This is a genomic window from Pseudooceanicola algae (assembly GCF_003590145.2).
GTDB lineage: Bacteria > Pseudomonadota > Alphaproteobacteria > Rhodobacterales > Rhodobacteraceae > Pseudooceanicola > Pseudooceanicola algae.
Map to the genome: position 1 here is coordinate 102,554 of NZ_CP060437.1, position 24,340 is coordinate 126,893.

Consider the following 24,340-nt stretch of genomic DNA (forward strand, 5'->3'; position numbering starts at 1 on the left):
CTGAGGGTCAGTTGTCCGTCGGCTTCCGCGTCGGTCAATGATATTTTATACAATTTACAAAGTTTATAAAATTTGGCTTGAGGTTTGCTGCCCGAAGCAGCATCCCCGGTCACAGGCCCGGCTTTTGACCCCGGTTGCGAAGGCAGGGGCCACCGAAGTGGCGCAACAGGCCGTCGCCGCCATCGAGGCGGGCAACGACCCGCTGAATGCAGTGGTGATCAAGGACTACGAGCGGGGGCTGGAACAGGCCATCAAGGTCGACGAGCATCTGGCATCTTCAAGTGGTCTCGGCTTTCACGTCCCGACCCACCGACGGGGCAGTTGCATTTCTTGAAAGCGCAGGTGCCGCACGGCCTGCCGCGGTGGGTGGTCCACCTCGTCGGGACATGACGGAGCGCTTCTGCCCTCGGAGCTTCCGGACGTATTTCTGTATTGTTAATGTTGCCGGGATAAATATGATGTGCAGGAACTGGATTGTTTCAAGATGACGAATTTTTGCGGGCTCGGGGAAGGTTCCAAGAAGTAGGCTATGGTTGATTGGAAATGAGCGTCTATGAACTTGATCTTGGCGATGAACATCGAATTACATTTCATGAGAACGACCCCACCTGCTCAAAGATCATAGTCTGCTTTGCGCCTCAGGGCGGAGGAATGGGGCCGGTAGGATTCGGTGCCTCCGTTTGCATCAAGAACGGCTGGAATTACATTTATGTAGGCAAGGCTCAGCAAACCAAGTTTCGCTCGCTTTCGCTCGAGACCTTTTACGATGCCGTTGCGCGGGTCGTGGACGGAAAGGACGTTGTTTCCTATGGATCCAGCGCGGGTGGTTATGCCGCGCTTTACTACGGAGGGGCGATTGATGCGCGCATATTGTCGGCCTGCCCGCGCAACAGCCAGCATCCGCTTCACTACCGTCCTGCGACGATCAAGCGGCTGGGAGCTGAGAAGATCAATGAACTGAAACGCGGTTTTTATCATACACCGGATCTGAAGGATTGTCCGATTTCGAAGTTCTCTCCGACAATCGTGTATGATGAACGTCAGCCGAAAGATCGTAAAACGGTCGAGAAGTGGGTGCTTCCTGCCTATCCGGACGCGACCTTGATCAATATCCCGAACTCCGGCCATAAGCCGCTTGAAATGCTGAAGCAGGCAGGAAGTTTGACCTACTTGCTCAACAGCTTTGTTGCCGGTGAGTCGATAGAAAATGATCGCCTTCGCTTTCCCGAAGGAACATTGAACCGTCAGCTGGATGATGGCGTTCTGGCCTTCAATGCGTCCGATTTCACCCGAGCGGGGCACTTGCTGAACGTCGAGATGGCGACCCTGAGGAAGAAAAAGCTGTTTTCCGTATATCTGGATAGCGTGGTGCAATCCGGGGCCCCTGAACTTGTCCAAAGCTTGAAGGAGAGGGTCGATGCGGGCGATGTCATGATCGAGGCGTTGAGCCCTAGGTCGAGGAGCAAGGTGAACAGGATCTTGGGATAGCCGCTTGTTCGCGCGGGGCGCCGGACCTCGGATCGGCTGTCGGCGGCGGGCAGGAAATTCCCTGCACCGCCGGCCCACAAGGCAGGCCCTACATGATATCGGGCTGGATGAATATTCGGCCAGGGGTCACAAGATCAGTGCCTTCGACAATTGTTCCTTGATGGAAGCGTCCACGAAATGCGGCTCGACCGGGGGGTCCAGCAACAAGGCGTTTTCAGCTTGTTCCAGGGAAACTTCCGAAAAAAGTTCCCGGCCCAATCCCGAACAGTAATCGGCGAACTTGAATTCATGCGACTTGTGGCTGGGAATGTTGAGCCAGAGACAGGGGATGTTGTAGCTGTCCGCGACGATCAGCCCATGAAGGCTGGAGGACATGATGGCCGCGCAACTGGAGATCTTTTTCAGGACGTTCTCGACCGAGTCTGTCGGGTCGATGATGATGCAGTCATCTGACCGGCCGAGGGCGCGAATGTTGGAGGAATTCCGCTGCGAATAATGCGGAACGATCCCCCAGCGGTACTTTTTCGCGGCCGCAGGGACCAGGTCCGAGGCAAAGATCCCGGGATCTCCGAGCGGCATGTCCGGGTCAAGGCCCAGGGTTGAACGTGTCTTTTTCCCGCGGACAGCCAATACCGACAAGCTGGAGTGGAGGGGGGTCGCATCCTCTTCAATAAGCCCGCTGCCCCAGATCAAGAGAGGGGTCTTGCGTTTCGATTTCTGCGCCGCGCGGGAAACCTGAGAGAGGATGCTGCCGATCGAAGCAAGGTCGCACTGACCGGCGGGAGCCCATGCGACTTCTTTGTTGGTCAGGTGGCGCACGACCATCGGTCCCAGTTCATCCCCGAAATTGCCCGCGCTGTTGCCACCGTTTCTTTGGAACCAATGCATGCGCAAGGGTTGTGTGGTGACGCGTTTGACTGGCCGGGTCCGTGCAGGGGTAATTGGCACCGCTTCTTCGGCACTCGGCGCGGGGGATGGCGCCGTTTCGGTTGGAAGCGAATTTGACAGCACACCCCGAAGGAGCGTTGCGACGACCGGACCCGAAGGCCCCTTGCTTTCTTCGATCCTGTTCAGTGTCGCAGCGACGTCTTCGGGATGATCCAGGTTCAATACGATGGCCTTTGGCTCTGCTGACAGGTACTTCGACAGCTTCAACCGGGGATCTTCAATCGTCCCATCGGCAATGAGGGCCTCAAGGTCTTCCGGTGTTTCCTTGCCGGAAAGAACTTTTCGCAACGGGGGCCGGCCGCCATGGTTTTTGTCCACGTACTTCGATTTCGAACGAGTGACGTAGGTTGGAAACTGCTCCATGATCGAGGGGCTGTCGCGGGTTATCACGACCAGAATTTCCTCATCGAGCGGCCATCCGTCTTGAGGAAGGGCGCGGGCATAGTTGTGAAACCATCTCGCACTCAGGCTTTTTGTGCGATTGCCTTTCTGAGCTCTTTCCAGCCCCTTTACCAAATTGGTGATTGGTCGTTTTGCAAAATCCTTTTCGGGAGAAAACATGGTCGCATTCGAGCGAGCACCCTTGAATACCCGATGAGCTATGTCGCTGGAATCCGCCAATCCCGGGGCGGTAATGCTAAGTAGCGTTGAATGGGGGATGGGACCGTCCATGATGACTTCAGGGACTGGCGGCGGTGACATTTCCGTAACGAGATCTCTCGATCTCTTGACGTCGGATTTTTTCAGGGATCCCTGAGTGCTGCGCTTCAGGATGTCACGCAATTCTTTCACGCTGGGGTTGGTCAGGATCTTCCGGACACGCTTGAGGCGCATGGCGACAGCCTGTTGATGCAGGGATGCCAGCTCCGGGTCCGCGGACAGTTTATCGTACTCGGCCTCAAAGCCGGGGCACATATCCGATACGATCAAGTCGGATTCCGTATTGTGGTCGCCGTTTCTCCAGTAATCTATGCCATGGCGGTTGGAATTCATGAGGCCGTCTCCTCTGAATATCTTGAGGAGGTATTCGTCCAGGCTCTTGATCATGAAGTGCGCAACTTCGGCAAAGTCGCGATGGATCTTGTTCTTGCCGCCGTTCCAGGTAAGCTTGCCCGAGTCAATTTTCTTGCCGCCGGCGTCTATCCACAAGCTCTTTTTGGGGTCAGTTATTGCTTTCCCCCCCTTCATCAAGGGCTTGGGAAAGTGGATGGCGAGACGTGTGTCATCCGACTGTCGGAATAACGTCTTTACGCCGGCCTTGGGCAACCCGGACACGCTCATGGAACAGGTAAACCGCTCGATAACCGGTTGATCCTTGAAATTGACCCTTTTTGAAGAGCCGAAGATCCGCCAGGGGATGACCATCATATCCGCGGATCTTTTGGTCATTTCCTTGATGAGCACGTCCAGGGTATGTGGTTTCTGCTTCACGACCAGGAATTCGTCGGCGTCCAGCACCATGACGAAATCGGCGCTTTTCACTTCGTCCGACTGATTGGCGATCTTCAGGGCTCTTGAGTGGGGTTTGGCGCCGAGAGGTACCTTGTTCTCTATATAGGTGATGACCCCCATGTCATTCATCCGCGAAAGAATCTCATGCGTTCCATCGGTGCAATCATTGGCCAGGATCACAATGCGATCGAATCCCAATGCCCGATGGTATGCCACCCACTCGATGATGTAAGGGGCTTCATCTTTCATCGACGTCACGACGGTGGAATTATGCATGATCGGTCTTTCTGTATGCCTGTACGGAGATTGACCTGCCCTTTCATGAGAGGGCACTCTTGGGGTGTTCTGCTTATGTTTGTCATTCTTCGGCCGTTTGGGCAATGGGCGTGGGGTCCCGCGTCCCTGAAACCATTCCCGTGGTTAAAGGATGGGGGAAAAGGCCCGACCGCTCCGTGGATGGTCAGCGGACCCTGTTTCAGAAGGGGGGCGACATCGTCGTGATCATGACAACGCTGCCTTAAAGGCGCGGTCCTGGGCCGCGTGACCGGGCAGCAAGGGACACGGAAACAGCCCGGTAGGCTGGCAGCCTGTCCGATCTACCGACCCGAGAGCCTGCTATTGTTACAGTTTGATTTCCGGCACGGCTTCCGGTTCAGGGTCCGGGGCATTTTCCTGCCTCGCCAGGGCCGAAGGCAGGTCAAGCGACCAGATCGTCAGTTGCAGCCTGCGCTCGGTGGGCAATTCCCGTATCCAGGCCACCACCATGGGGCCACAATGGGGCAGACCCCGATTGGCGAAGGATTCCGGGATGGCCGTTGTTTCCGTAGGCCAGCCGAATTCCTTCCATATATTCGGCTGCGAGGCGCTGCTGCCGACCTCGAATCCTGTCGTGTCGATCGCTTCCCAAGAGATATGACGCGGGCTGTGATCAAGGTGATACCGACCGCAGACGCCCATGGGGTCAAGATCTTGTGGCGGCGCCCCAAAGGCGATACGCCCTGCGCCGTGGTCCAGGGATTCGTGGGACGGCGTGCCGTATTTCTGTTTCAGGGCATCCATGAGCGCGCCCGTTGTGACCTGGCCAATCGGATAGAGCGCTGTGCGCATGAGGGCGGCCACTTCCGGACCCTCGGCTGTTTGCTGCAATATGGCCAGAAGTCGATCCGAGCCGTCCGGCTTTGCCAGCCCGACCGCAGTGGAATAAAGACCCGGATCGGAGGCGGGCAAGGTGCGAAATACTCCGGGCTGCCCCAGATGCGTGCGGGCCTGCGTCAGGAAATCCGTTTCGGTCATGCCTATGGACATGCCGAGGATGTCCAGTGCCGACGGGGATTGCGCAGCGCCTGCTTGCCAGTCTTCCGGTGTCAGGCTGGCGCCGATCACCGGTGGCTGTCCCGCGTTGCCGCGTTGCCAGATATCCGCCCCGTTCACGTCGAGTTCCAGCACGATGGCCGCGCTCAGGCCCGGTTGATCGTCAGGTCCCGGACCCAGATCGATGGTCCGGAAGGCCGAAATATCCGCATGCAGATCTGCCGCGACAGCCGTCGCGCCAAGGGTACCAAGGCTGGGGAGGTCGGGCACGATCAGGACCACATCGGCAAAGGGGGCGTCCGAGTCCTGCAACCTGGCGACGTCGGGTTCGGGCTGCCACCTGCAGGACGTCCGTGTCTGACGGGTATGCAGCGGCCGACCCGTGAAGATCAGGGCGGTGTTCTGGCCCGGCATGGGCACTTCCGACTGCAGGGGGCGGCCGAAATTCGGCGCGATGCTTGCGGCATGATCCCCGACCAGGGCGGCATAGTTCATCGTCGCTGCGGTCTGGAACCCTTCGGGCGGCAGTTCGATCAATCCCAGGCACCCTGTCAGCGGATGCCGGTTGGACAGCGAAAAGCTCAGCCGATCCGGCAGGGCCTCGGCCCGCGCCCGCGTCCAGTCGACGAAGGCGGGCAGGGCCAGGGTGTCAAACGGCTTCGCCGGATCCTCGAAGAACGGCCCCCAGGGGGGTGTCTGAGCGCGTGCGGCGAAATCGCGTTCCAGCGTCAGGCGCTCTGCCATCATGCGATGGAAGCTCGCTTCGTTCAGCAGGTCCGGCAAAAGGCGCAGGGTCAGCAAGTCGGCCAGTTCGGGCGTCATGTACAGCCGGTCCGGCACCTCGAATTCATCGGCGTCTGCCAGAATGAGCGTCGGGGGTTCCGGCGTTGGTACGGGAACAGACATGGCGATCGTTTCAAGGCGATTGCTGAACTGTTTCCGGGGACCGAAATGCATCTGCAGGGGCCAGCCCAGGATCACCCGGTCCTCGGGTGACACCCCCTTGACCGGCGCTTCGACAAGGACGGTCATCTCTGCGGTCGTGGGGTCCGCGAACCCGGCAAGGCGCGACAGGTCATCGGGAGAGATCGGCAGGATCTCGAACCCTTCAGGGTCACCGATCTCTATCTCGGGAAAAGGGTAGGGGGTCGCATCCAGCAGGTTGGGGTTCGGATCATCGGCCAGTTGCAAGCTGACTAGATAGCCGTCGCGTTCACGGCGATAGGGTCCCATGCGCATGGTAAACGCAATCGTGTGGATGTCGCGGGCCAGGTCCCGAAGACGGCGGGCTTCATTGGTGACAATGACGGTTTGCTCAAGGTGCGTGCGTCCTTCGCGGTCGATGAAGGGCGCAATACGGGATTTGAGGCGCTCTTCGGGCAGGTGGCCCAGAAGGGTGGCAGCCGTTGTCTGGTGGACGAAGGGCGGCAGGGTATCCGAGGCAGCAGGATCAAAGGTGAAGTGTTCGATCACGGCGCCGTCGTAGCCTTCCTTCAGATAGAGCGCCCGGAACAGGTGAGGCCGTTGCTGAAGCCTGAGTTGAGAGCCGCCCATGCTTCCGATCTGGTTGCCCATGCCAAGCCCTGCGTCCCGCCGGATCGGGAATGCGTCATGGTCGAGCGCCGCAAGGACGCGCCTGCCGTTGCCCGCCGTTTCCAGCCGATCCAGCAAGGCGGCGGCTTCCTCCGGGGCCATGTGCAATACCTGTCGGCGCAGCCCGTCGGGCAGCCCCGGATAGGCCGTTCCCTCGGCCGTCAATTGGGCCTGCGCGAATGCCGCGAGGCTGTCGGAGAGGTCGAACCCGTTCAACGCGGGGTCATGTTCAGGAAGCGTGATCCAGGCATAGCGCCGCATGGGCAATGGCAATGCCGGTGTGCTTCTTTCGATCAATGCGCGCAGGTCCGGTTCCGCGGCCTGCAAGGCAACGGCTGTCGGGTGCTTGGAAGATCTGCTGATGTTTGGATCAGGCAGCAGGTCCGGTGCCAATATCTCGGCCCGGTCCAGGGCTGTCATCGCCCCGAAAGCGACTTTCTGCGCGAAGCCGATCTCGAATGGCAGATCCGGTTCCAGCCGAATTGCCGCGGCGGCCCTCCACCGCAGTTCGAGCGCGCTGGCGTAGCTTGGCCCCGGAAAGGCAGAAGCCAGGTCGGGTTTCATGCGCGCGGCGGCAAAGGTCCGAGCCCGCCAATCGGGATCAATCATGGCGTCGTCCCCGAAAGTCGGCAGAACGTAGCGCGGCTGCCCCAGCGAGGTATCAATGCCAAGGCCAAGTGCTGTGGCCAGTGCATCGACATCGGCACCGGGTGCGGTTATCGCCGTGTCCGCACCGTCGAATTGCCATTGATGAAGCTGCTGTTGCACGCCGGGAATATCAGCGTCGCGCAGCGACAGGCTGGCCGACAGGGTCCGGGAAGGCAGCACGACGGCGGTGCCCTTCGCCCGCAGGCCGTCCCGGCCGAGCGGTTTGCGGGCAAGCGGGCGATCCAGTTCGAGCGTGACCTGCAGGGTGGCGTTCACCGGACGATCCAGTCCTGCCTCCAGAAGGTCTCGTGACGTCTGCAGGGGCAGGGAGAAGTCCTGAATTTCGTCCAGGGGCATCCGGATGAAGTGCGGTGATCCGGGCGTCAGCGTCACCGCGAAGTTGACGACCTGACTCGGGGACAATCCGGGGACGGGGGCATCATCGAAAAGATTGGTGATCGCTCCGTTCCCCGAGGGGTCAAACGAGACGGATATGGCGCCTTGGTCCGGGGTCAGGACCGCGCCGATATCCATGGTGATCCGATCCGGCAGATACAGCCCGCGCGCCTTGTCCTGAAGATCCGCCATTGCCCGGATGCCCCCTTCAAGGAGCCGGTTGCGCAAGGTATCCTCAACCTCGATCAGCCCGGCCCAGTCCATGGTCTTCGCCCCGTAGATATCGTTTATGAACACCAGCTCGCCGCGTTCATTTTCGAGATCGCGTTCCGAAATCAGGTGCAGCATCATGCGGGCGCGAAGACGGGAAAGCGCGCCCGCGGCTGTGATGTCTTGTGCGTCCTGCGCCATTGCCGCCGGGGGCAGCGCAGAGACGGGAAGCGCGCCCGCCGCAGTTGGCGCTGTGCCGACATCGTTCCGCGTGATTTCGGCAAGAAGCGCGGGGTGGCGCGTCAGTTGATCCAGGCGGTCCTGGGAAAGCGACCGGATACAGGAAAATCCGCCGTTGCAGTCCCTGCGATTGCGAATGAATTCTCTTTGCTGGTCGAGCACGTCGGATGCGCCGCTGTCCCGGGCCGATGCATAGGCAGAGGCGATATCGGCATCCAGACGGGCGAGGTTCGGATCGGTGCACAGCGATACTTCGGTCGCGGTCTGAGCCATCGCGCAGTCGAAGCCCGGCTGCGGCATTTGACGCGAGCCGATTACGCTGCTGCAGAATTCCAACAAGGACCCGATGCTGGCACCTGACCCGGAGAGCGAAAGGACCCGGTTGCCCAGCCCCCTGATCCCGCTCTGGATCTGAAGCTCGCTGCCTTGTTGCAGGCTCGAGAACATCGGCGCGCTCAGCAACAGGGTGGCGTGCAGGATGTTGGAGCTCCCGTCATGGCGCATGGGCAGGTTCAGCACGCGCCGGTCATCGACAATCAAGGCGAAGGTCTGATCGGCGGTGACGGAAGCTTCGCGTGCATCTGCGGCCAGGAGCAGGTTGATCTCTCCCGGGCCGGTAACATGATCCGTCATGGCCAGGCTCGCGGTGCTGTCCGGCCGGAGGCATCGCATGGAAAGGATGCTGGAACCGGCGACGTGCGCGTCGGCTGTCACCAGCCCAAGGTCATCTTGCCGCGAGACGGTCCAGCCGTTTTGCGGCTGCGCCAGGCTGGCGGAAGCCGAGATTGAACAGGTGAGCAGGGAAATGGGAATTAACCGGGCCAGAATCTTGAACATTTAAAGACCTTTCAAGAACACGAATTCGGAGTTCGTCTGTTGAAATGAACTTTTGCGCCACAGGAAATGTAATTCGAGAGCGGTCGGCACCGGACCAATTTGCCTGCCCCAAGGGCTCGATCAAGAGATTCGGACGGCAATCGCCAATAGAGATCGGGGAAATGCCCGAATTTTGGGTCGGTGAGGCATATTATGAAAAATTTGATCGCCTGGCGGCTATGTCAGTGAATTGATCGATAGGCCGGAATAGTGCGGGATTCAGGCTTTCGCAGGCGTGTCATGCAAATTGCCCTGCGGGATCTGCGGGTCGCCGGAAGGTTCCGGGCGGTATTGAAAATCCGATGGGGGAGAGGGCCCGCATTGGGGGCAGGGCCCTCTCTTGATCCGGAAAGTCAGACGGGCCAGACCGCCTGAAGCTTTTCTCCCGCAAGGATGCGGTCGCGGGCAGAGGCTTCGTCGGCTCCAAGATGGTCGGCCTGATCCGCGACGGCGATCAGGTGTTCGCGCGGAATGGCGACCACGCCGTCGATGTCCCCAAAGATGATGTCGCCGGGGTTTACCGTCGTCTTGCCAAAGATGACGGGCACCTGGCTTTTCTTCGGTTCCTTCTTGCCGGTAATCCCGACGGGGCTTGGGTGCGTGCCGAACAGCGGGTACCCCAGGTCGCGGACCTGCGCGATGTCCCGCACGGTCGAATTGACCACCGTTGCCGCCAGGCCGGCCGTCTTGGCGCCGGTGCTCATCAGTTCGCCGGAGCAGCTTCCATCGGCGCAGGCGGCCTCGACGACCATGACAGATCCGGGCGGGGCGTTGTCGATGGCGTTGTGATAGACGTCCTGGGGTTCACCCTTGCGATCCGAGGGTTCGAATTGGACCGTCACGGCGGGGCCGACGATCACGGCCCCCGGCGCCAGCGTTCCGAAAAGCGAGATACCTTCCAGGAACCCCCATAGACCGAGCGCCTCCATGCTGTCGTGCACATCGCCCGAGTACCAGTTCTTCAGGCGCGCGATGGCGTCTTCTTCGATCTGGCTGTAGCTGTAATCAAACATTCTTGTCCTCCATTTCCTTCTCGATCGCGATCCGAAGGTAGTCCCCGGACCGCGCGATCTGATCGCGCATGAGATCCTTGGCGCCCGGACCGTTGTGGTCGCGAATGCGGGCAAAGATCTCTTCGTGTTCGGTATAGGCCTCGTCCAGCGACTTGGTGGGCACCCGGCTGGACACCTGGATCATGTCACTGATCAGGTTGGCGAAATTTTCGTACATGATGGCGAGGATACGATTGCCGGAGCACCGCACGAGGGCCAGGTGAAAGGCCGCGTCGGCATTGACGAACCCGTCGAAGTCGCCCTTGTCACGCGCGGTGCGCATCCCGGCCAGGGCCTTTTCGATCGCCTCGTCGACCGGGCTGTCGCGGGCGACAAGCAGGTCGATCACCTCGGTTTCGATCATCTGGCGGGCCTGGATCAGTTCGCGCAGGTAATCGGGGTCGCCGGCCAGTTGCTGGCGCACGGTAACGGCCAGGGACCCGATGAATTCGTTCACGTCCTGACGCACGACGGTCGTGTTGCCGCCGTGTCGCCGCTGCACAAGCCCCTTGGTTTCCAGCGCCTGGATCGCCTCGCGGACGGACCGTGTCGAGACGCCGAATTCCTGCGCGATCCGGCTTTCGGATTCCAGTTTGTCCCCCACCTTCAGGTCCCCGCCAAGGATGCGATCCTCCAACGTGGCCTGCACGGTGACGTGCAGACGTTCCCGGTTGTTGGTCGGCGTGGAAGACAAGCTCATGTCAGTTCGTCCCTTGATTGCAGTGGGTTGAAAGGCGCGGCGGAAATTCGAGAAGGGCGGTTGACGGGCCGCTCCAATACTGGATACGTTACTTATGACATAAGTCATATGTCAAGTGTGAGTCTGCTTGGGAGAGGCGCTCACCGAAGCAACTGGGAGGAAACCATGCTTAAAGATGTCATCAAGTCCGGTCGCCGGGTCTTTTGCGCGACGGGTATCGCCCTGATCGCCACTGCGGGCGCTGCCATGGCGGACTGGCCCGAAAAGGCAGTCACTGTCATTGTACCCTGGTCGGCGGGCGGGGGAACCGATGCGACGGCGCGGGCCGTTGCATCGGAGCTGGAAGAGATCTTCGGTCAGCCCTTCAACGTCGTGAACCGTACCGGCGGCGGCGGTCTGGTGGGGCATTCGGCCATCGCCAATGCCGATGCCGATGGCTACACGCTTGGCGTCATCACCATCGAAAGCACCATGTATGCGGCGCAGGGCCTTGCGGGCGTCACGCCGGAGGACTTCACCTATGTCGGCCGCTTCAACGCCGATCCCATCGCGATCAACATCGCCGCCGACGCGCCCTATGGCGATGCCAAGGGCCTGATCGGCGCGATGGAAGAGGATCCGATGTCCATCGCGGCCTCGGGGGCCAACCGGGGTGGCCTGTCGCATCTGGCCTGGCTCGGCTTGCTGGAACAGTTGGGTATCCCGGCGGATCATGTGAACTGGGTCGCCTCGGATGGCTCTGCCCCCGCGTTGCAGCAACTGGCCTCCGGCGCGATTGACGTGGTTTCGACCTCGCCGGCCGAAGCGCATTCGCTGGTAGATGCGGGCGAGGCCAAGACCGTCGCCCTGATTTCTTCCGAGCGCAGCTCCCTCTATCCCGATCTGCCGACCACGACCGAAATCTTCGGCACCGACTGGTCGCCGCTGCCCTTCCGTGCTGTCGCCGGCCCCAAGGGGATCCCGGACGAGGTCGTTTCCAAGGTCGAAGCGGCCCTGAAGGAAATCACCGAAGATCCCGATTTCGTCTCGATGATGTCCTCGCGCGGGTTCTCGGTCGCTTACCAGGATGCCGCCACCTTCGAGCAGACGGTGAAATCTTCGGCCGCAGGGCTGACGGGCGCGATGAAAAGCGCCGGATTGAGCCAGTAAGCTCTAGAGCGCGGGCCAATTCCTGTCGCGACCGCCTGCCGGCACCCTGTCCGGCAGGCTTTTTCCACCCCGATCTCGCACTTCCTTGAAAGGATCCTGAACATGAGGATCGCAGACCGTCTTTTCGGCCCGCTGCTGGCCGCCTTCGGGTTGCTTGTCATCTGGGGCGCCAGGGGCCTGCCAAAGGTGCCCGGAGTCCGCTTTGGCGCCGACCTGTTGCCCATGGGGGTCGGGATCGCCCTGGTGCTGTTTGGCACGGTGATCCTGATCGGCGGGCTGAGAGTGCCAGCGGCATTTCTGGATCTCGATGACTGGAAGGGGCGGGGGCGTGACAGCCTCGCGGCGCTGTGGGCCTTCGCCGGGCTGCTGCTGGGGATCTTCCTGTTTGAACCGCTCGGCTTTCCGCTGTTCGGCATCCTGTTCATGGCCGTGCTTATGGCGCTGATGGGGGCCCGCTGGCCCGTCATCGCAGTGGTCTCGCCCGGTTTCATCCTGCTGCTTTACTACGTCTTCTCAGGCCTGCTGCGTGTCTCCTTGCCCGTCGGCCCGCTGGAAGGGATCCTGCCATGAGCTTCGCCACCCTTTCCGAAGCCCTGTCGCTGGTTCTTCAGGGGCATGTGCTGTTGGCGATCCTTGGCGGGGCCGTCTACGGCCTGTTCATCGGGGCGCTGCCGGGGCTGACGGCGACCATGGCCACGGCGCTGCTGGTGCCGCTGACCTTCTACATGGCGCCGCTGCCGGCCATCGCGCTGATCGTGTCGTCCACGGCGATGGCGATCACCGCCGGAGACATCCCGGGGGCCTTGCTGCGCATTCCCGGTACACCTGCCTCGGCGGCCTATACCGAGGAAAGCTATGCCATGACCCGCAAAGGCGAAGCGGTGCGGGCACTGTCCATCGGCTTCTTCTTCTCGGCCACAGGCGGGCTGATCGGGGCGATGGTGCTGCTGATCACCGGCCCGGCGCTGGCCCGGCTGTCGCTCAACTTTTCGAGCTTCGAGTTCTTCTGGCTCGCGCTGCTCGGCCTGCTGACCTGCGCGCTGGTCTCGGGCGCAAGCCCGGTGAAGGGCGCCGTGTCGCTGGCGATAGGCTTGTTGATCGCGACCGTCGGGCTGGATGTGACCAGCGGCCAGCCACGGTTCACCTTCGGCTCGGTCGAGCTGTCGGGCGGCATCAGCTTCATCCCCGTGATGATCGGCATGTTCGCCTTTTCCGAAATCCTGCGCGGCCTGTCGAACGCCGGTACGGGCGACCTGCCTCAGGCCAGCCCCGGCAGCGGTAAACAGCGTCCCTACCAGGGCATCTGGCCCCTGCTGAAGAAATACCCCCTCAGCCTGCTGCGCGGAACGGCATTGGGATCATCGCTTGGCGCGCTGCCCGGCGTGGGCGGGGACCTTGCGGCCTGGATCGCCTACGGCGTCTCGTCGCGGTTTTCCAAGACGCCGGAGAAGTTCGGCAAGGGCCACCCCGAGGGCCTGATCGAGGCCACATCGGCCAATAACGCCGGCCTGTCATCGGCCTGGATCCCGGCGCTGGTCTTCGGCATTCCTGGCGATGCGGTGACGGCCATCGCGGTCGGTGTCCTCTACATGAAGGGCGTGTCCCCCGGTCCGCGCCTGTTCGTCGAGAACCCGACGATGCCCACGGCCATCATCATGAGCTTCTTTGTCGCCAACCTGCTGCTGTTCCCGCTTGGCTACATCGCGATCCGCTGCGCCCGGCTGGTGCTGGCCGTGCCGCGCAACGTCATCGTGCCGATGATCCTGGTCTGCTGCTTCCTCGGTTCCTACGCGATCAACAACACCCTGTTCGGGGTCGCCATCATGCTGATCGCGGGCCTGGTCGGCTACGTGATGGAGCGCAACAACTTCCCCATCGCCCCAGTGATCCTGGGGCTGGTGCTGGGCCCGGTGCTGGAGCGGAACTTCATCATGTCGATGCAGATCTCGCGCGGCAACCTGATGGGCTTCTTCGACCGGCCGGTGGCCTGTGTGCTCGGCATCTTCGTGATCGGGGTGATCGCCCTGACCATCTTCAACTCCCTGCGCAAGCTGGCCCGGTCTCCGGGCAAGGGCGACGCGCAGAACGCATTCAAACCGTAAAAGGACGCAATCATGATCGATTTCTTCTCTGTCGAGGGCAAGGTGGCCGTGGTCACGGGCGGCCTCGGGCAGCTTGGCAGCCAGTTCACGAAGCAGTTGGCCGAAAACGGTGCCAAGGTGGCGATCTTCGCGCGGCGCGACCGCACGAAGGACGAGGTCGAGGCCCAGTTCCCCGGCCTGTCCGACCGCATCCGCGTCTACAAGTCCGACGTGCGCGACAAGGACAGTCTGATCGAGGCCACCGACCGCGTGATCGCCGACTGGGAAACCCCGCATATCCTGATCAACAACGCCGGCATCGATTCCAAGCCCGATGGCGACGCGGATCAGAATGCCCCGTTCGAGGTCTACCCGAAGAAATACTGGGACGATGTGATCGACACCAACCTGACCGGCTGCATGCTGTGTTCGCAGGTGATCGGCACGAAGATGGCCGAGGCCGGGCGCGGATCCATCATCATGGTCGGCTCGATGTACGGCATGGTCTCGCCCAATCAGGCGCTCTATTCCTACCGCGAGGAACGCGACGGGAAGCCCTTCATCAAGGCGATCTCCTATGCGGCGTCGAAATCCGGCCTGCTGAACATGACCCGCTACCTTGCGACCTATTGGGCCAAGAAGGGCGTGCGGGTGAACCTTGTGACCTTCGGCGGGGTCAAGACCGGTTCCTTCGACAAGGAATTCATCGATGCCTTCCTGGAACGCGTGCCCATGGGCCGTCAGGCCGAGCTCGAGGAATTCGGGCCGATCGTGCAGTTCCTCGGCTCTGACGCCTCGAGCTACATGACCGGGGCGAACCTGGTGCTCGACGGCGGCTTTACAAGCTGGTGATGCGATGACCCATTACATTGGTATCGATGTCGGCACGGGATCTGCGCGCGCAGGTGTGTTCGACGGTGCGGGGACCCTTCTGGGCGCCGGCAGTGCCGGGATTTCGACCCTGCGGCCGCGGCCCGATTTCGCGCAGCAATCCAGCGCCGGGATCTGGGCGGCGGTCTGTGCCTCGGTCCGTGCAGCAATTGCGCAGGCCGGGGTGTCACCGGCGACGGTTCGCGGCCTTGGGTTCGACGCCACCTGTTCGCTGGTGGTCAGCGATGCGCGGGGCGCGCCCGTGTCCGTCGATCCCGATGGGGCGGCGGGGCAGGATGTCATGCTCTGGATGGATCACCGCGCGATTGCGGACGCCGAGGCGATCAACGCCATCGGCGGCGCGCCCCTCGCCCATGTCGGCGGGCGGATTTCCCCCGAGATGGAGCTGCCAAAGCTGCGCTGGCTGAAACGCGCATTGCCCGACGCCTGGGGACAGGCGGCGCAGTTCTGGGATCTGCCCGACTGGCTGGTGCACCGGGCGACCGGCGGGCAGGTGCGGTCGCTGTGCTCGACCGTCTGCAAGTGGAGCTATCTTGGCCACAAGGGCACGGCAGGCGAGGGCTGGGATGACGATTTCCTGACCGCCATCGGCCTGCAGGAACTGACCCGCGACAATCACGCCGCCATCGGCGCGGATCTGGCGGCCCCCGGCGCCTTCTGCGGCGGCCTGACCGACCGCGCCGCGACCGAGCTTGGTCTGCCAGCCGGGACAGCGGTCGCCGCCTCGATGATCGATGCCCACGCCGGGGCGCTTGGCACGCTGGGGCTGGGGATCGAGACGGGGCAGGGCCTTGAAACCCGTCTGGCCGTGATCGCGGGCACCTCGACTTGCCATATTGCGGTCTCGGAACAGGCGCGTTTCGTGCCCGGTGTCTGGGGGCCCTACCATGGGGCGGTGCTGCCGGATCTCTGGGCCCTGGAAGGCGGCCAGTCGGCGGCAGGGGCGCTGATGGATGCGGTTGTCGCCCGCCATGCGGCATCGGCTGATCTGGCCGGTCAGGCAGGCGGCACGCGCATCGCCACCCTGATCGAGGCGCATCTGGCCGGCATGTCCGGGGAAACCGCGACGCTGACGGCGGATCGCCACGTCCTGCCGGATTTCCACGGCAACCGGTCGCCGCTGGCCGAACCCTGGCGCAAGGGCGCGATCTCGGGCCTGACCCTTGCCGGAGATGCGGATGATCTTGCGCTGGATTACCTCGCGACGGTGCAGGCCCTGGCCTATGGCACCCGTCATATTCTCGAGGCGATGCGGGCCAAGGGCGCGCAGATCGATACCCTCGTGGTAAGCGGCGGGTTGGCGCGAAACGCGCTCTACCTGCGCGAACATGCGGATGCGACCGGCTGCCGGGTGCTTGTGCCCGAAGGGGAGGAACCCGTCTTGCTGGGCTCTGCCATGCTGGGCGCTGTGGCGGCGGGCGATCAGCCCGACACCCGGGCTGCGATGACTGCCATGGCGGGCGGGTTCCGGGTGATCCTGCCCCGCGGCGGGGCGATCGGATCCTACCATGACCGCAAGTATCGCGTCATGCGCCGCATGCAGGATGACCACGCCGCCTATCGCAGCCTGATGGCCCCGCGCGGCGCGCAATCCCCCTCTGATACCGAAGGACCCAGTTCATGACGTCGATCCAACTTGTCGCCAGCGGCGATCTGCGCGAAAGCGCCAACCTGCAATGTTGGCCTGCCCAGAAGGCCATGGAAGCCAAGCTGGCCGAGGTGCTGGCCAACCTCGGCCATGACCTGACCCGCGCCCATCCCGAAAAGGCCGAAGGCCACGGCTTTATCGCCAGCCAGCGCGAGGGCATGGATGTCTTTGCCGGCATCGACCCGGACGCCCCGCTGATCGTGGCCGAAGCCGTCTGGCAGTATTCGCACCACGTCCTGCCGGGCCTGACGACCCATCGCGGTCCGATCCTGACCCTTGCCAACTGGTCCGGCCAGTGGCCCGGCCTTGTCGGTTTGCTGAACCTCAACGGTTCGCTCACCAAGGCGGGCGTCCCCTATGCCTCGCTCTGGAGCGAGAATTTCGACGATGACTTCTTTCTGACGGGCCTGAAGGAATGGCTGGAGACCGGCAAGATCACCCATGACCATTCCCATGTCCGCGCCTTCGACGGCATGACACAGGACCGGGATCTGGTGGCGAGCATCGTGGCGGATCTGAAGACGCGCAAGACGATCCTCGGGGTGTTCGACGAAGGCTGCATGGGCATGTACAATGCCATCATCCCGGACGAACTGCTGATGCCCATGGGGGTCTTCAAGGAACGGCTGTCGCAGTCGGCGCTTTATCACGCGACGCTACAGGTCCCGCTGGCCGAGGCCCGCACCGTCTATGACTGGATGCTTGCGAAGGGTATGACCTTCCATCTGGGCGAGAATCCCGCGACAGAGCTGACTGAAGGGCAGGTCCTTGACCAGTGCCGGATGTATATCGCAGCGGTGCGCCTTGCGGACAGCTTCGGGTGCGAGGCGATCGGCATCCAATACCAGCAGGGCCTGAAGGACCTGCTGCCCGCCTCCGACCTGGTCGAGGGGATGCTGAACAACGACGACCGCCCCGAGGTCCGTCGCGCGGATGGCTCGGTCATTCGGTCAGGCGAAGCCATCGTGCATTTCAACGAAGTCGACGAATGCGCCGCGCTGGACGGGATCCTGACCAATCGCATCCACCGGGCGCTTGGTCAGCCGGTCGAAACCACGCTGCATGATCTGCGGTGGGGGGCAGGGGACGACAGCAGCGGCGTGGAAGAGTTCGTCTGGGTGTTCGAAATCTCCGGCGCGGCCCCGCCGGCGCATCATGCGGGCGGCTGGTCCGGGTCGGAAAGCCTGCGTCAGCCCGCCATGTTCTTTCCGGCCGGAGGCGGCACCCTGAAGGGCTATGCCAGGCCGGGCGAGATCATCTGGAGCCGCATCTTCCTTCAGGATGGCAGGCTTCACATGGATCTGGGTCGGGGCCGTGCCGTGTCCCTGCCGCCCGAAGAGCAGGAACGCCGCGCGCGGGCGACGAACTACGAATGGCCGATCATGAATGCTGTCCTGACCGGGGTCAGCCGGGATCAGATGATGGCGCGGCACAAGGCCAACCACATCCAGGTCGTCTATGCGCGCTCCGCGCCCGAAGCCGACCGCGCACTGGCCGCGAAGGCGGCCCTTGCCGAGACGCTCGGCATGACGGTCTCACTCTGCGGGGTCTGAGGACCCCTGCGACCGCCGTCGCCAATGCCGGTCGCAGGGGTCCTTGGACGCCGCAGAATGGCGCGCGCCTGATGGACAGATGGGCGCGTTGCCGTAGTCTAAACATCAGCGCTGTCTGAAAAATTCCCAAATCATCGACAGGCGTGCAACTTCGGCCTGCCGGGGCTGGCAAAGGCGGGCGGCGGACTTTAGGCTCGTCTGATGATGCAGGACACCCCCCCAGGCAAACCGCGCCGATCCTTCGTGCGCGAAAGCCCCGAACAGCGCCGCGCCGAGCTGATCGAGGCGGCGCTGGAACTGATCGGCGAGGGCGGCTATCGCGCGGCGACGGTGCGGTCGATCGCGGCCCGTGCCAATGTCTCGCTCGGGCTGATCCGGCATCATTTCAGCACCAAGGAAGATCTGATCAACGCCGCCTACGAGGCGCATATGAGCGAGATGACAGAGCTGTCTCTGGCCCTGGCCGATCGCAGCGACCTGGCCCCCAAGGCCCGCATGGCCTCGGTCATCCGCGCCAGCCTGAGCCCGCCGGTGATGTCGGAACGCAACGTGACCCTATGGGCGACCTTCATCGCGCAGATTGCCAATGAACCGGCGATCAAGGCGACCCATGACCGGACCTATCTGGAATTCCGCGACCGGCTGGAAGATCTGATTTCCCAGACGCTTGCGGCCGAAGATCGCCCCGCGACGCCGCTTGGCATTCGCCACCTTGCCCTGGCCTGCAACGCGCTGATGGATGGTCTGTGGCTGGAAGGCGGGGCCTGTCCAGGCGCGGTCGAGGGCGCCGATCTTGCCGCCGTGGGGCTGGAAAAGATCGGGCTGATTCTGGGCGTCGATCTGTCTGCCGGGGGCGGAGCCGCCTAGGCAGAAGTAGCGCCGGGCTTGACCGGCGCTACGAGGGGAAGCGCCTGTCAGGCGCGTTGGCCGACCGCGCCACCGCAGCCCTCGGCGGGTCTGCCGGAATGCGCTTTGGCGAGGTCCATCAGGGCTTCGGCGACATTCGCCTCTGGCGGACAACTGCGCCGGGTCTGCAGGTCGGTATGCAGCAGCAGCGTCTCGATCGTCGCGACCAGCGCATCGTCGCGCAGGATGCGGTGGAACAGGCGCATCTTCTTGCCCTCGGCCTGCATGACCTGGGTGGTGACGGTCAGCATCTCGCCGCGCTGCACCTCATCCAGGTACCGGATGCGGCTGTCCACGGTGAAAAAGCTCTTGCCCGACGCGATATAGTCGGGCCCCGCCCCAACCAGGCGCATAAGCCCGTCGGTGGCCCAGCTTCCCAGATCGAGATAGGCGGCCTCGTTCATGTGGCCGTTGTAATCGGTCCAGGTGACGGGCACGGCGCGGCGGGCGGTGATCGGCAGGCCGTCGTGTTCCCCGCCGACCGTCAGGCGGCTTTCGTGTTCCAGAATGACCTGACCGGCGCCAGAGCCCGACTGGCGCAGGCCGCGCAGGATCGACACCAGGTTGTCGTCGCGCAGTCGTTCCAGGTCGGCCACGCTGCGCCCGGCGGTCTGGGCATCCGACTGCGCCACGATGCGGTCCACCAGCGCCGCGTCGAGGTCGGGCACATCGGTCAGCCGTGACCAGGGCCATTGCAGCGAGGGTCCGAATTGCGCGAAATAGGACGACAGCCCGGCGTCGCCCCCGGCGATGCGATAGACCTCGAACAGGCCCATCTGCGCCCACCTGAGGCCAAAGCCCATGCGGATCGCCTCGTCCACCTGTGCGGTGGTGGCGATGCCGTCGCGGATCATCCAAAGGGCCTCGCGCCAGACGGCTTCCTGGAACCGGTTGCCGATGAAGGCGTCGATCTCGGTCGCAAGCTGCATGGGGTACATGCCCAGGTCGCGGATCACCGCTTCGGCCCGGTCGCGCAGGTCTTGGGCGCCCGAAAGTTCGACCAGCGGCAGCAGGTAGACCGGGTTGAAGGGGTGCACGACGACCACCGGCGCATCGGTCGCCCCAAGGTCCGAGGCTTTGATCCCCGAGGTCGAGGAGGCGATGAAACCGCCCGTCGGAAGGGCCTGGGTGATCTCGGCATAGACCCGGTGTTTCAGCTCGAGCCGTTCAGAGACGCTTTCCTGCACCCAGTCGGCGCCGGTGACGGCCTCGGCGATCGAGGTCGCGAAGGTCAGCGCGCCTTCCGGGGGAAGGGCGCGGTCGTAGATGCCGGGCAGGGCGGCGCGGGCATTGGCGAGCACCTGGGTGACGCGCGCCTGAGCCTTGGGGTCGGGGTCGAAGACGGCGACATCCCAGCCGTTCAGCAGGAACCGCGCAGCCCAGCCCCCGCCGATGACCCCGCCGCCGACGATCGCGGCGCGGCGGTTTTCGCTGGTCATGAAAGGTCTCCGGGAACGCGCTTGGTCAGGCCCAGAAGGTCGCGGACCTCTTGCGGGCCAAGCAGGCCGACGCCGAGGCCGGTCAGGATGCCGGTGGCCTTTTCGACAAGTTGCGCATTGGTCGCCAACACGCCTTTTTCGAGGTAGAGGTTGTCTTCAAGTCCGACGCGCACATTGCCCCCCGCAAGGGCCGATGCGGCGACAAAGGGCATCTGGTCGCGGCCCAGGCTGAAGCCCGACCAGGTCCAGCCGGCGGGCACGTTGTGGACCATCGACAGGAAGGTCAGCAGATCGTTCGGCGCGCCCCAAGGAATGCCCATGCAAAGCTGCACCAGGGCGGGATCGGTCAGCACGCCTTCCTTCACCAGTTGCGTGGCGAACCACAGGTGCCCGGTGTCGAAGGCCTCGATTTCCGGTTTCACACCGAGTTCGGTCATCTCCCGACCCATGGCGCGCAGCATGTTGGTGGTATTGGTCATGACGTAATCGCCATCGCCGAAGTTCATCGAGCCGCAGTCGAGGGTGCAGATCTCGGGCAGGCAGGCGCGGATATGGGCCATGCGGTCGCTGGCGCCGATCATGTCCGTATTGGCGGTGTCGAGGTCTAGGGGGGCTTCGGGATCGCCCAGGGTCAGATCGCCGCCGATCCCGGCGGTGAGGTTCAGCACCATGTCGACGTCCGCCGCCCGGATCAGGCGGGTCAACTCGCGGTAAAGGTCAAGGTCGCGACATGGCGCGCCGGTCTCGGGATCGCGGACGTGGCAATGAACGATGGCCGCCCCGGCGCGGGCGGCGTCGATGGCGGCATCGGCAATCTGGCGGGGCGAGCGCGGGACAAGCGGGCTTTTGTCCTGCGAAGCAGCGGCCCCTGTGATGGCGGCGGTGATGAAGACCTTGCGGTTCATTTGCAATGGCATGGCGTTGCCTTTCCTTTAGCGGCCCTTCCAGACCGGATCGCGGTTCTCGGCGAAGGCAAGGGCGCCTTCCTTCTGGTCTTCCGAGGTATAGAGCCGTTCGACGGTTTCGAACTGGCTGCGGGTGATGCGGTTCATGGCGTCCTGGAACTTCATGTCCTCGGCCTCGCGCACGATTTCCTTCAGCGCGGCAAAGACCAACGGCGGGCCGGAGGCAAGCTGATCGGCCATGGCGCGCGCCTGGGTCATCAGGTCGGCCGAGGGCACCGCGCGGTTGATCAGGCCCCAGCCGAGGGCCTCGCTGGTGTCGAACCAGCGCCCGGTCAGCAGAAGCTCCATCGCGATGTGATAGGGGATGCGCTTGGGCAGCTTGACCGAGGCCGCATCGGCCACGGTGCCCGAGCGGATTTCCGGCAGGGCAAAGGTGGCGTGGTCGGCGGCAAGGATGATGTCTGCCGACATCGCCAGTTCCAGCCCGCCGCCGCAGCAGATGCCGTTGACGGCGGCGATCACGGGTTTGTTGAGGCGCGGCAGTTCCTGCAAGCCGGCGAAGCCGCCGGGTCCGTAATCGGCATCGGCGGCTTCGCCGGCCTTCAGATCCCAGCCGGGGCAGAAGAACTTTTCCCCCGCGGCAGTGACGATGGCGACGCGCAGTTCGGGATCGTCGCGGAAGGCAAGAAAGGTCTCGCCCATCTCGCGGCTGGTGGCCATGTCGATGGCATTGGCCTTGGGCCGGTCAAGGGTGACTTCCAGCACGGCGCCGCGACGCTCTACACGGATATTCCTGGTCATTTCGGGTCTCCCATACGGATTAGGGCATCTGCGGCGATGGCGCCGGTGGGGCTGCACATCAGCGGATTGATTTCGACTTCCTGTAGCACGGCGGCGTGGTCGGTGACGAAACATTGCAACGCCATCACCGCATCCAGTACCGCCTCTGTATCGGCAGACGGGCGGCCTCGGTAGCCGGTCAGCAAGGCCCCGGTGCGCAGGCGGGTCAGTGCCTTGCGGACTTCATCGCGGCTGCTCGGCACCAGGGTCGACACGGTATCCCCGATCAGCTCGGTCAGGATACCGCCAAGCCCGAGGGTCAGCACGAAGCCATGGGCCGGATCGCGGGTGACACCCAGCAACAGTTCGGCCACGGTGCCGGTTACCATTTCCTCGACCAGGAAGCGGTCGCAGGGCATCGACCGGGCGGCGGCCTGAACATCCTGCGCGCTGGCAAGGCCAAGGACGACTGCGCCGGATTCGGTCTTGTGCGCGATGTCTTCGCCCTTCAGCACGACCGGAAAGCCGATCTGTTCCGCCTGCGCGCCGGCTTCTTCGGGGCTGCCGGCGCGGCGGGACTGGGGCACGCGCAGACCGGCGCGGGACAGCAGCGCCTTGGCTTCTGCCTCGCTCAAGGGGGCCTTGCCCTGATCGCCCCCTTCGGGTTCAGGGCCGGGCAGGAGCACCGGGGCAGGCGCCGCGCCGACAATCCCGACCGAGGCGGCGGCGCGGATCGCCGCGACCGCTTCGCCCATGCCGCAAAGCGGGGTGATCCCATCGGCGATCAGCCGGGCGCAAAGCGCATCCGACAGCCCCTCTGGCAGCATGGATACAAGGGCCAGCGCCTGTCCGGTGGCCTTGCGCGTGGCGACCATGGCGTCCAGCACCAGATCGTAGTCGGGGGCGCTGAAACGGTCATCGCGCGGCATGTCCAGCACGACGCAGGTCAGCGCCGCGCCACCCTGTGCCAGAGCCGTGAAACAGCGACCAAGCGCATCGCCGTCGCCCCATATATAGGTGTTGTAGTCCAAGGGGTTGGCCAGCGCGACCTTGGGCCCGAGCACAGCGCGCAGCGCGGCTTCCTGTGCCGCTTGAAGCGGTGGATAGCTTAGCCCGGCCTTTTCCCCGAGATCGGCCATCAGCGATGCCTCGCCTCCCGAACAGGAGGCAGAGGCGACCGTGGCCTCGGGCAATCCGCCGGTCAGGTGACACAACTTCAGCGTCTCGACCAGTTCGGCGGGGGTCTCGACCTGCGCCATGCCAAGCCGCGCCAGCAGGGCACGCGCGCCCACGTCGCTGCCCACCAAGGACGCGGTATGGGACACCACCGCCGCCTGTGCCTGACTGGAACTGCCGACCTTGAGCGCGACAATGGGCTTGCCAAGGGCGCGGGCGCGGGTGGCAAGCGCCTCGAAGGCCGCAAGATCGGTGATGCCTTCGATATGCAGGCCAAGGGCGGTGATGCGCGGATCTTCCAGCAGCGCGATGCCGAGATCGGCCATGGAGCTTTGCGCCTGGTTTCCCACGGCGACCACGGCGGCCAGCGGCAGACCACGGCGCTGCATGGTCAGGTTGATCAGCACGTTGGAGGATTGCCCGATGATCGCCACGCCGCTGTCCAGCGGTGACAGCCCGTGCCGGTCGGGCCAAAGCGCGACCCGGTCAAGCATGTTTACCAGGCCATAGCAATTCGGCCCCAGAATGCGCATCGGCCCTGCGGCAGCGACAAGCTGGGCCTGCAGATCGGCGCCATCCGCCATTTCGGCGATGGCCTCGGCATAGCCGGCGGCGAAACAGACGGCGCCACCGCAGCCGATCCGCGCCAACTGGCCGACGATATCGACGCTGAGGGCGCGATTGACCCCGACGAAGGCCGCATCCGGCACCCCCGGCAGCGCGTCCAGCGACGGGTAGGCCGGGACCCCGCCGATTTCGGTTCGGGTCGGGTGGACGGGCCAGACCGGCCCGTCAAATCCGCTTTCACGACATTGCGCGACCACGGTCGCACACCAGGTGCCGCCGCCCACGACCACGATGGCGCGGGGCGACAGAAGTCGGGACAGGGGCTGCATCC

Annotated in this window: 17 protein-coding genes; 9 read left to right on the forward strand and 8 right to left on the reverse strand. The window is 63.5% G+C overall.

Annotated features, from left to right (window positions below; translation table 11 throughout):
• The first annotated feature begins 124 nt into the window (after positions 1 to 124).
• Complete coding sequence (locus PSAL_RS18060) at positions 125 to 334, forward strand: hypothetical protein (RefSeq protein ID WP_119840481.1); 210 nt, start codon at positions 125 to 127, stop codon at positions 332 to 334.
• 209 nt (positions 335 to 543) lie between these two features.
• The gene (locus tag PSAL_RS18065; protein WP_147407664.1) at positions 544 to 1,488 is read left to right on the forward strand and encodes an alpha/beta fold hydrolase; all 945 of its coding nucleotides are present in this window, start codon (positions 544 to 546) and stop codon (positions 1,486 to 1,488) included.
• A gap of 126 nt (positions 1,489 to 1,614) precedes the next feature.
• Here PSAL_RS18065 and PSAL_RS18070 read toward each other — a convergent pair whose 3' ends face one another.
• The 4 genes from PSAL_RS18070 to PSAL_RS18085 all read right to left on the reverse strand — a co-directional run bounded on the left by PSAL_RS18070 (position 1,615) and on the right by PSAL_RS18085 (position 10,914).
• Positions 1,615 to 4,164 (reverse strand): glycosyltransferase family 2 protein, encoded by a 2,550-nt coding sequence (locus tag PSAL_RS18070; RefSeq protein WP_119840479.1) that lies wholly within the window; start codon positions 4,162 to 4,164, stop codon positions 1,615 to 1,617.
• Positions 4,165 to 4,509: 345 nt separating this feature from the next.
• Positions 4,510 to 9,123: a lysozyme inhibitor LprI family protein gene (locus PSAL_RS18075; RefSeq protein WP_119840478.1), complete on the reverse strand. Its 4,614-nt coding sequence runs from the start codon at positions 9,121 to 9,123 to the stop codon at positions 4,510 to 4,512.
• Between the two features lie 392 nt (positions 9,124 to 9,515).
• A complete protein-coding gene (locus tag PSAL_RS18080; protein WP_119840477.1) occupies positions 9,516 to 10,175 on the reverse strand; it encodes an RraA family protein in 660 nt (219 codons plus the stop codon).
• A complete protein-coding gene (locus tag PSAL_RS18085; protein WP_196222869.1) occupies positions 10,168 to 10,914 on the reverse strand; it encodes a FadR/GntR family transcriptional regulator in 747 nt (248 codons plus the stop codon). The genes PSAL_RS18080 and PSAL_RS18085 overlap by 8 nt, the downstream gene beginning before the upstream one ends.
• A gap of 165 nt (positions 10,915 to 11,079) precedes the next feature.
• On the opposite strand from PSAL_RS18085, the gene PSAL_RS18090 reads away from it, so the two are divergent.
• From PSAL_RS18090 to PSAL_RS18120, 7 genes are all read left to right on the forward strand, one after another.
• Entirely contained in the window at positions 11,080 to 12,063 is a 984-nt protein-coding gene (locus tag PSAL_RS18090) for a Bug family tripartite tricarboxylate transporter substrate binding protein (RefSeq protein ID WP_196222868.1), read from the forward strand.
• 102 nt (positions 12,064 to 12,165) lie between these two features.
• On the forward strand, positions 12,166 to 12,633 hold the full coding sequence (locus PSAL_RS18095) for a tripartite tricarboxylate transporter TctB family protein (protein ID WP_119840474.1): 468 nt from the start codon (positions 12,166 to 12,168) through the stop codon (positions 12,631 to 12,633).
• On the forward strand, positions 12,630 to 14,165 hold the full coding sequence (locus PSAL_RS18100) for a tripartite tricarboxylate transporter permease (RefSeq protein ID WP_119840473.1): 1,536 nt from the start codon (positions 12,630 to 12,632) through the stop codon (positions 14,163 to 14,165). The genes PSAL_RS18095 and PSAL_RS18100 overlap by 4 nt, the downstream gene beginning before the upstream one ends.
• Before the next feature lie 12 nt (positions 14,166 to 14,177).
• The gene (locus PSAL_RS18105; RefSeq protein ID WP_119840472.1) at positions 14,178 to 14,996 is read left to right on the forward strand and encodes an SDR family oxidoreductase; all 819 of its coding nucleotides are present in this window, start codon (positions 14,178 to 14,180) and stop codon (positions 14,994 to 14,996) included.
• Between the two features lie 4 nt (positions 14,997 to 15,000).
• Entirely contained in the window at positions 15,001 to 16,659 is a 1,659-nt protein-coding gene (locus PSAL_RS18110; RefSeq protein ID WP_119840471.1) for an FGGY-family carbohydrate kinase, read from the forward strand.
• Positions 16,656 to 18,236, forward strand: coding sequence for a fucose isomerase (locus PSAL_RS18115; RefSeq protein WP_119840470.1), 1,581 nt, complete (start codon positions 16,656 to 16,658; stop codon positions 18,234 to 18,236). Before PSAL_RS18110 ends, PSAL_RS18115 begins: the two co-directional genes overlap by 4 nt.
• A 201-nt stretch (positions 18,237 to 18,437) precedes the next feature.
• Positions 18,438 to 19,103, forward strand: coding sequence for a TetR/AcrR family transcriptional regulator (locus PSAL_RS18120; protein WP_119840469.1), 666 nt, complete (start codon positions 18,438 to 18,440; stop codon positions 19,101 to 19,103).
• Between the two features lie 47 nt (positions 19,104 to 19,150).
• On the opposite strand, the gene PSAL_RS18125 is transcribed toward PSAL_RS18120, so the two are convergent.
• From PSAL_RS18125 to PSAL_RS18140, 4 genes are read right to left on the reverse strand one after another with little or no spacing between them, the layout of a single operon-like run.
• Positions 19,151 to 20,581 (reverse strand): carnitine 3-dehydrogenase, encoded by a 1,431-nt coding sequence (locus tag PSAL_RS18125; RefSeq protein ID WP_119840468.1) that lies wholly within the window; start codon positions 20,579 to 20,581, stop codon positions 19,151 to 19,153.
• Positions 20,578 to 21,498 carry a BKACE family enzyme gene (locus PSAL_RS18130; RefSeq protein ID WP_119840467.1) on the reverse strand — a complete coding sequence of 307 codons (921 nt, stop codon included), beginning with the start codon at positions 21,496 to 21,498 and terminating at the stop codon, positions 20,578 to 20,580. The genes PSAL_RS18125 and PSAL_RS18130 overlap by 4 nt, the downstream gene beginning before the upstream one ends.
• A gap of 15 nt (positions 21,499 to 21,513) precedes the next feature.
• Entirely contained in the window at positions 21,514 to 22,287 is a 774-nt protein-coding gene (locus PSAL_RS18135) for a carnitinyl-CoA dehydratase (protein ID WP_119840466.1), read from the reverse strand.
• Positions 22,284 to 24,338: an acetate--CoA ligase family protein gene (locus tag PSAL_RS18140; RefSeq protein WP_119840465.1), complete on the reverse strand. Its 2,055-nt coding sequence runs from the start codon at positions 24,336 to 24,338 to the stop codon at positions 22,284 to 22,286. Before PSAL_RS18140 ends, PSAL_RS18135 begins: the two co-directional genes overlap by 4 nt.
• Positions 24,339 to 24,340: the final 2 nt, after the last annotated feature.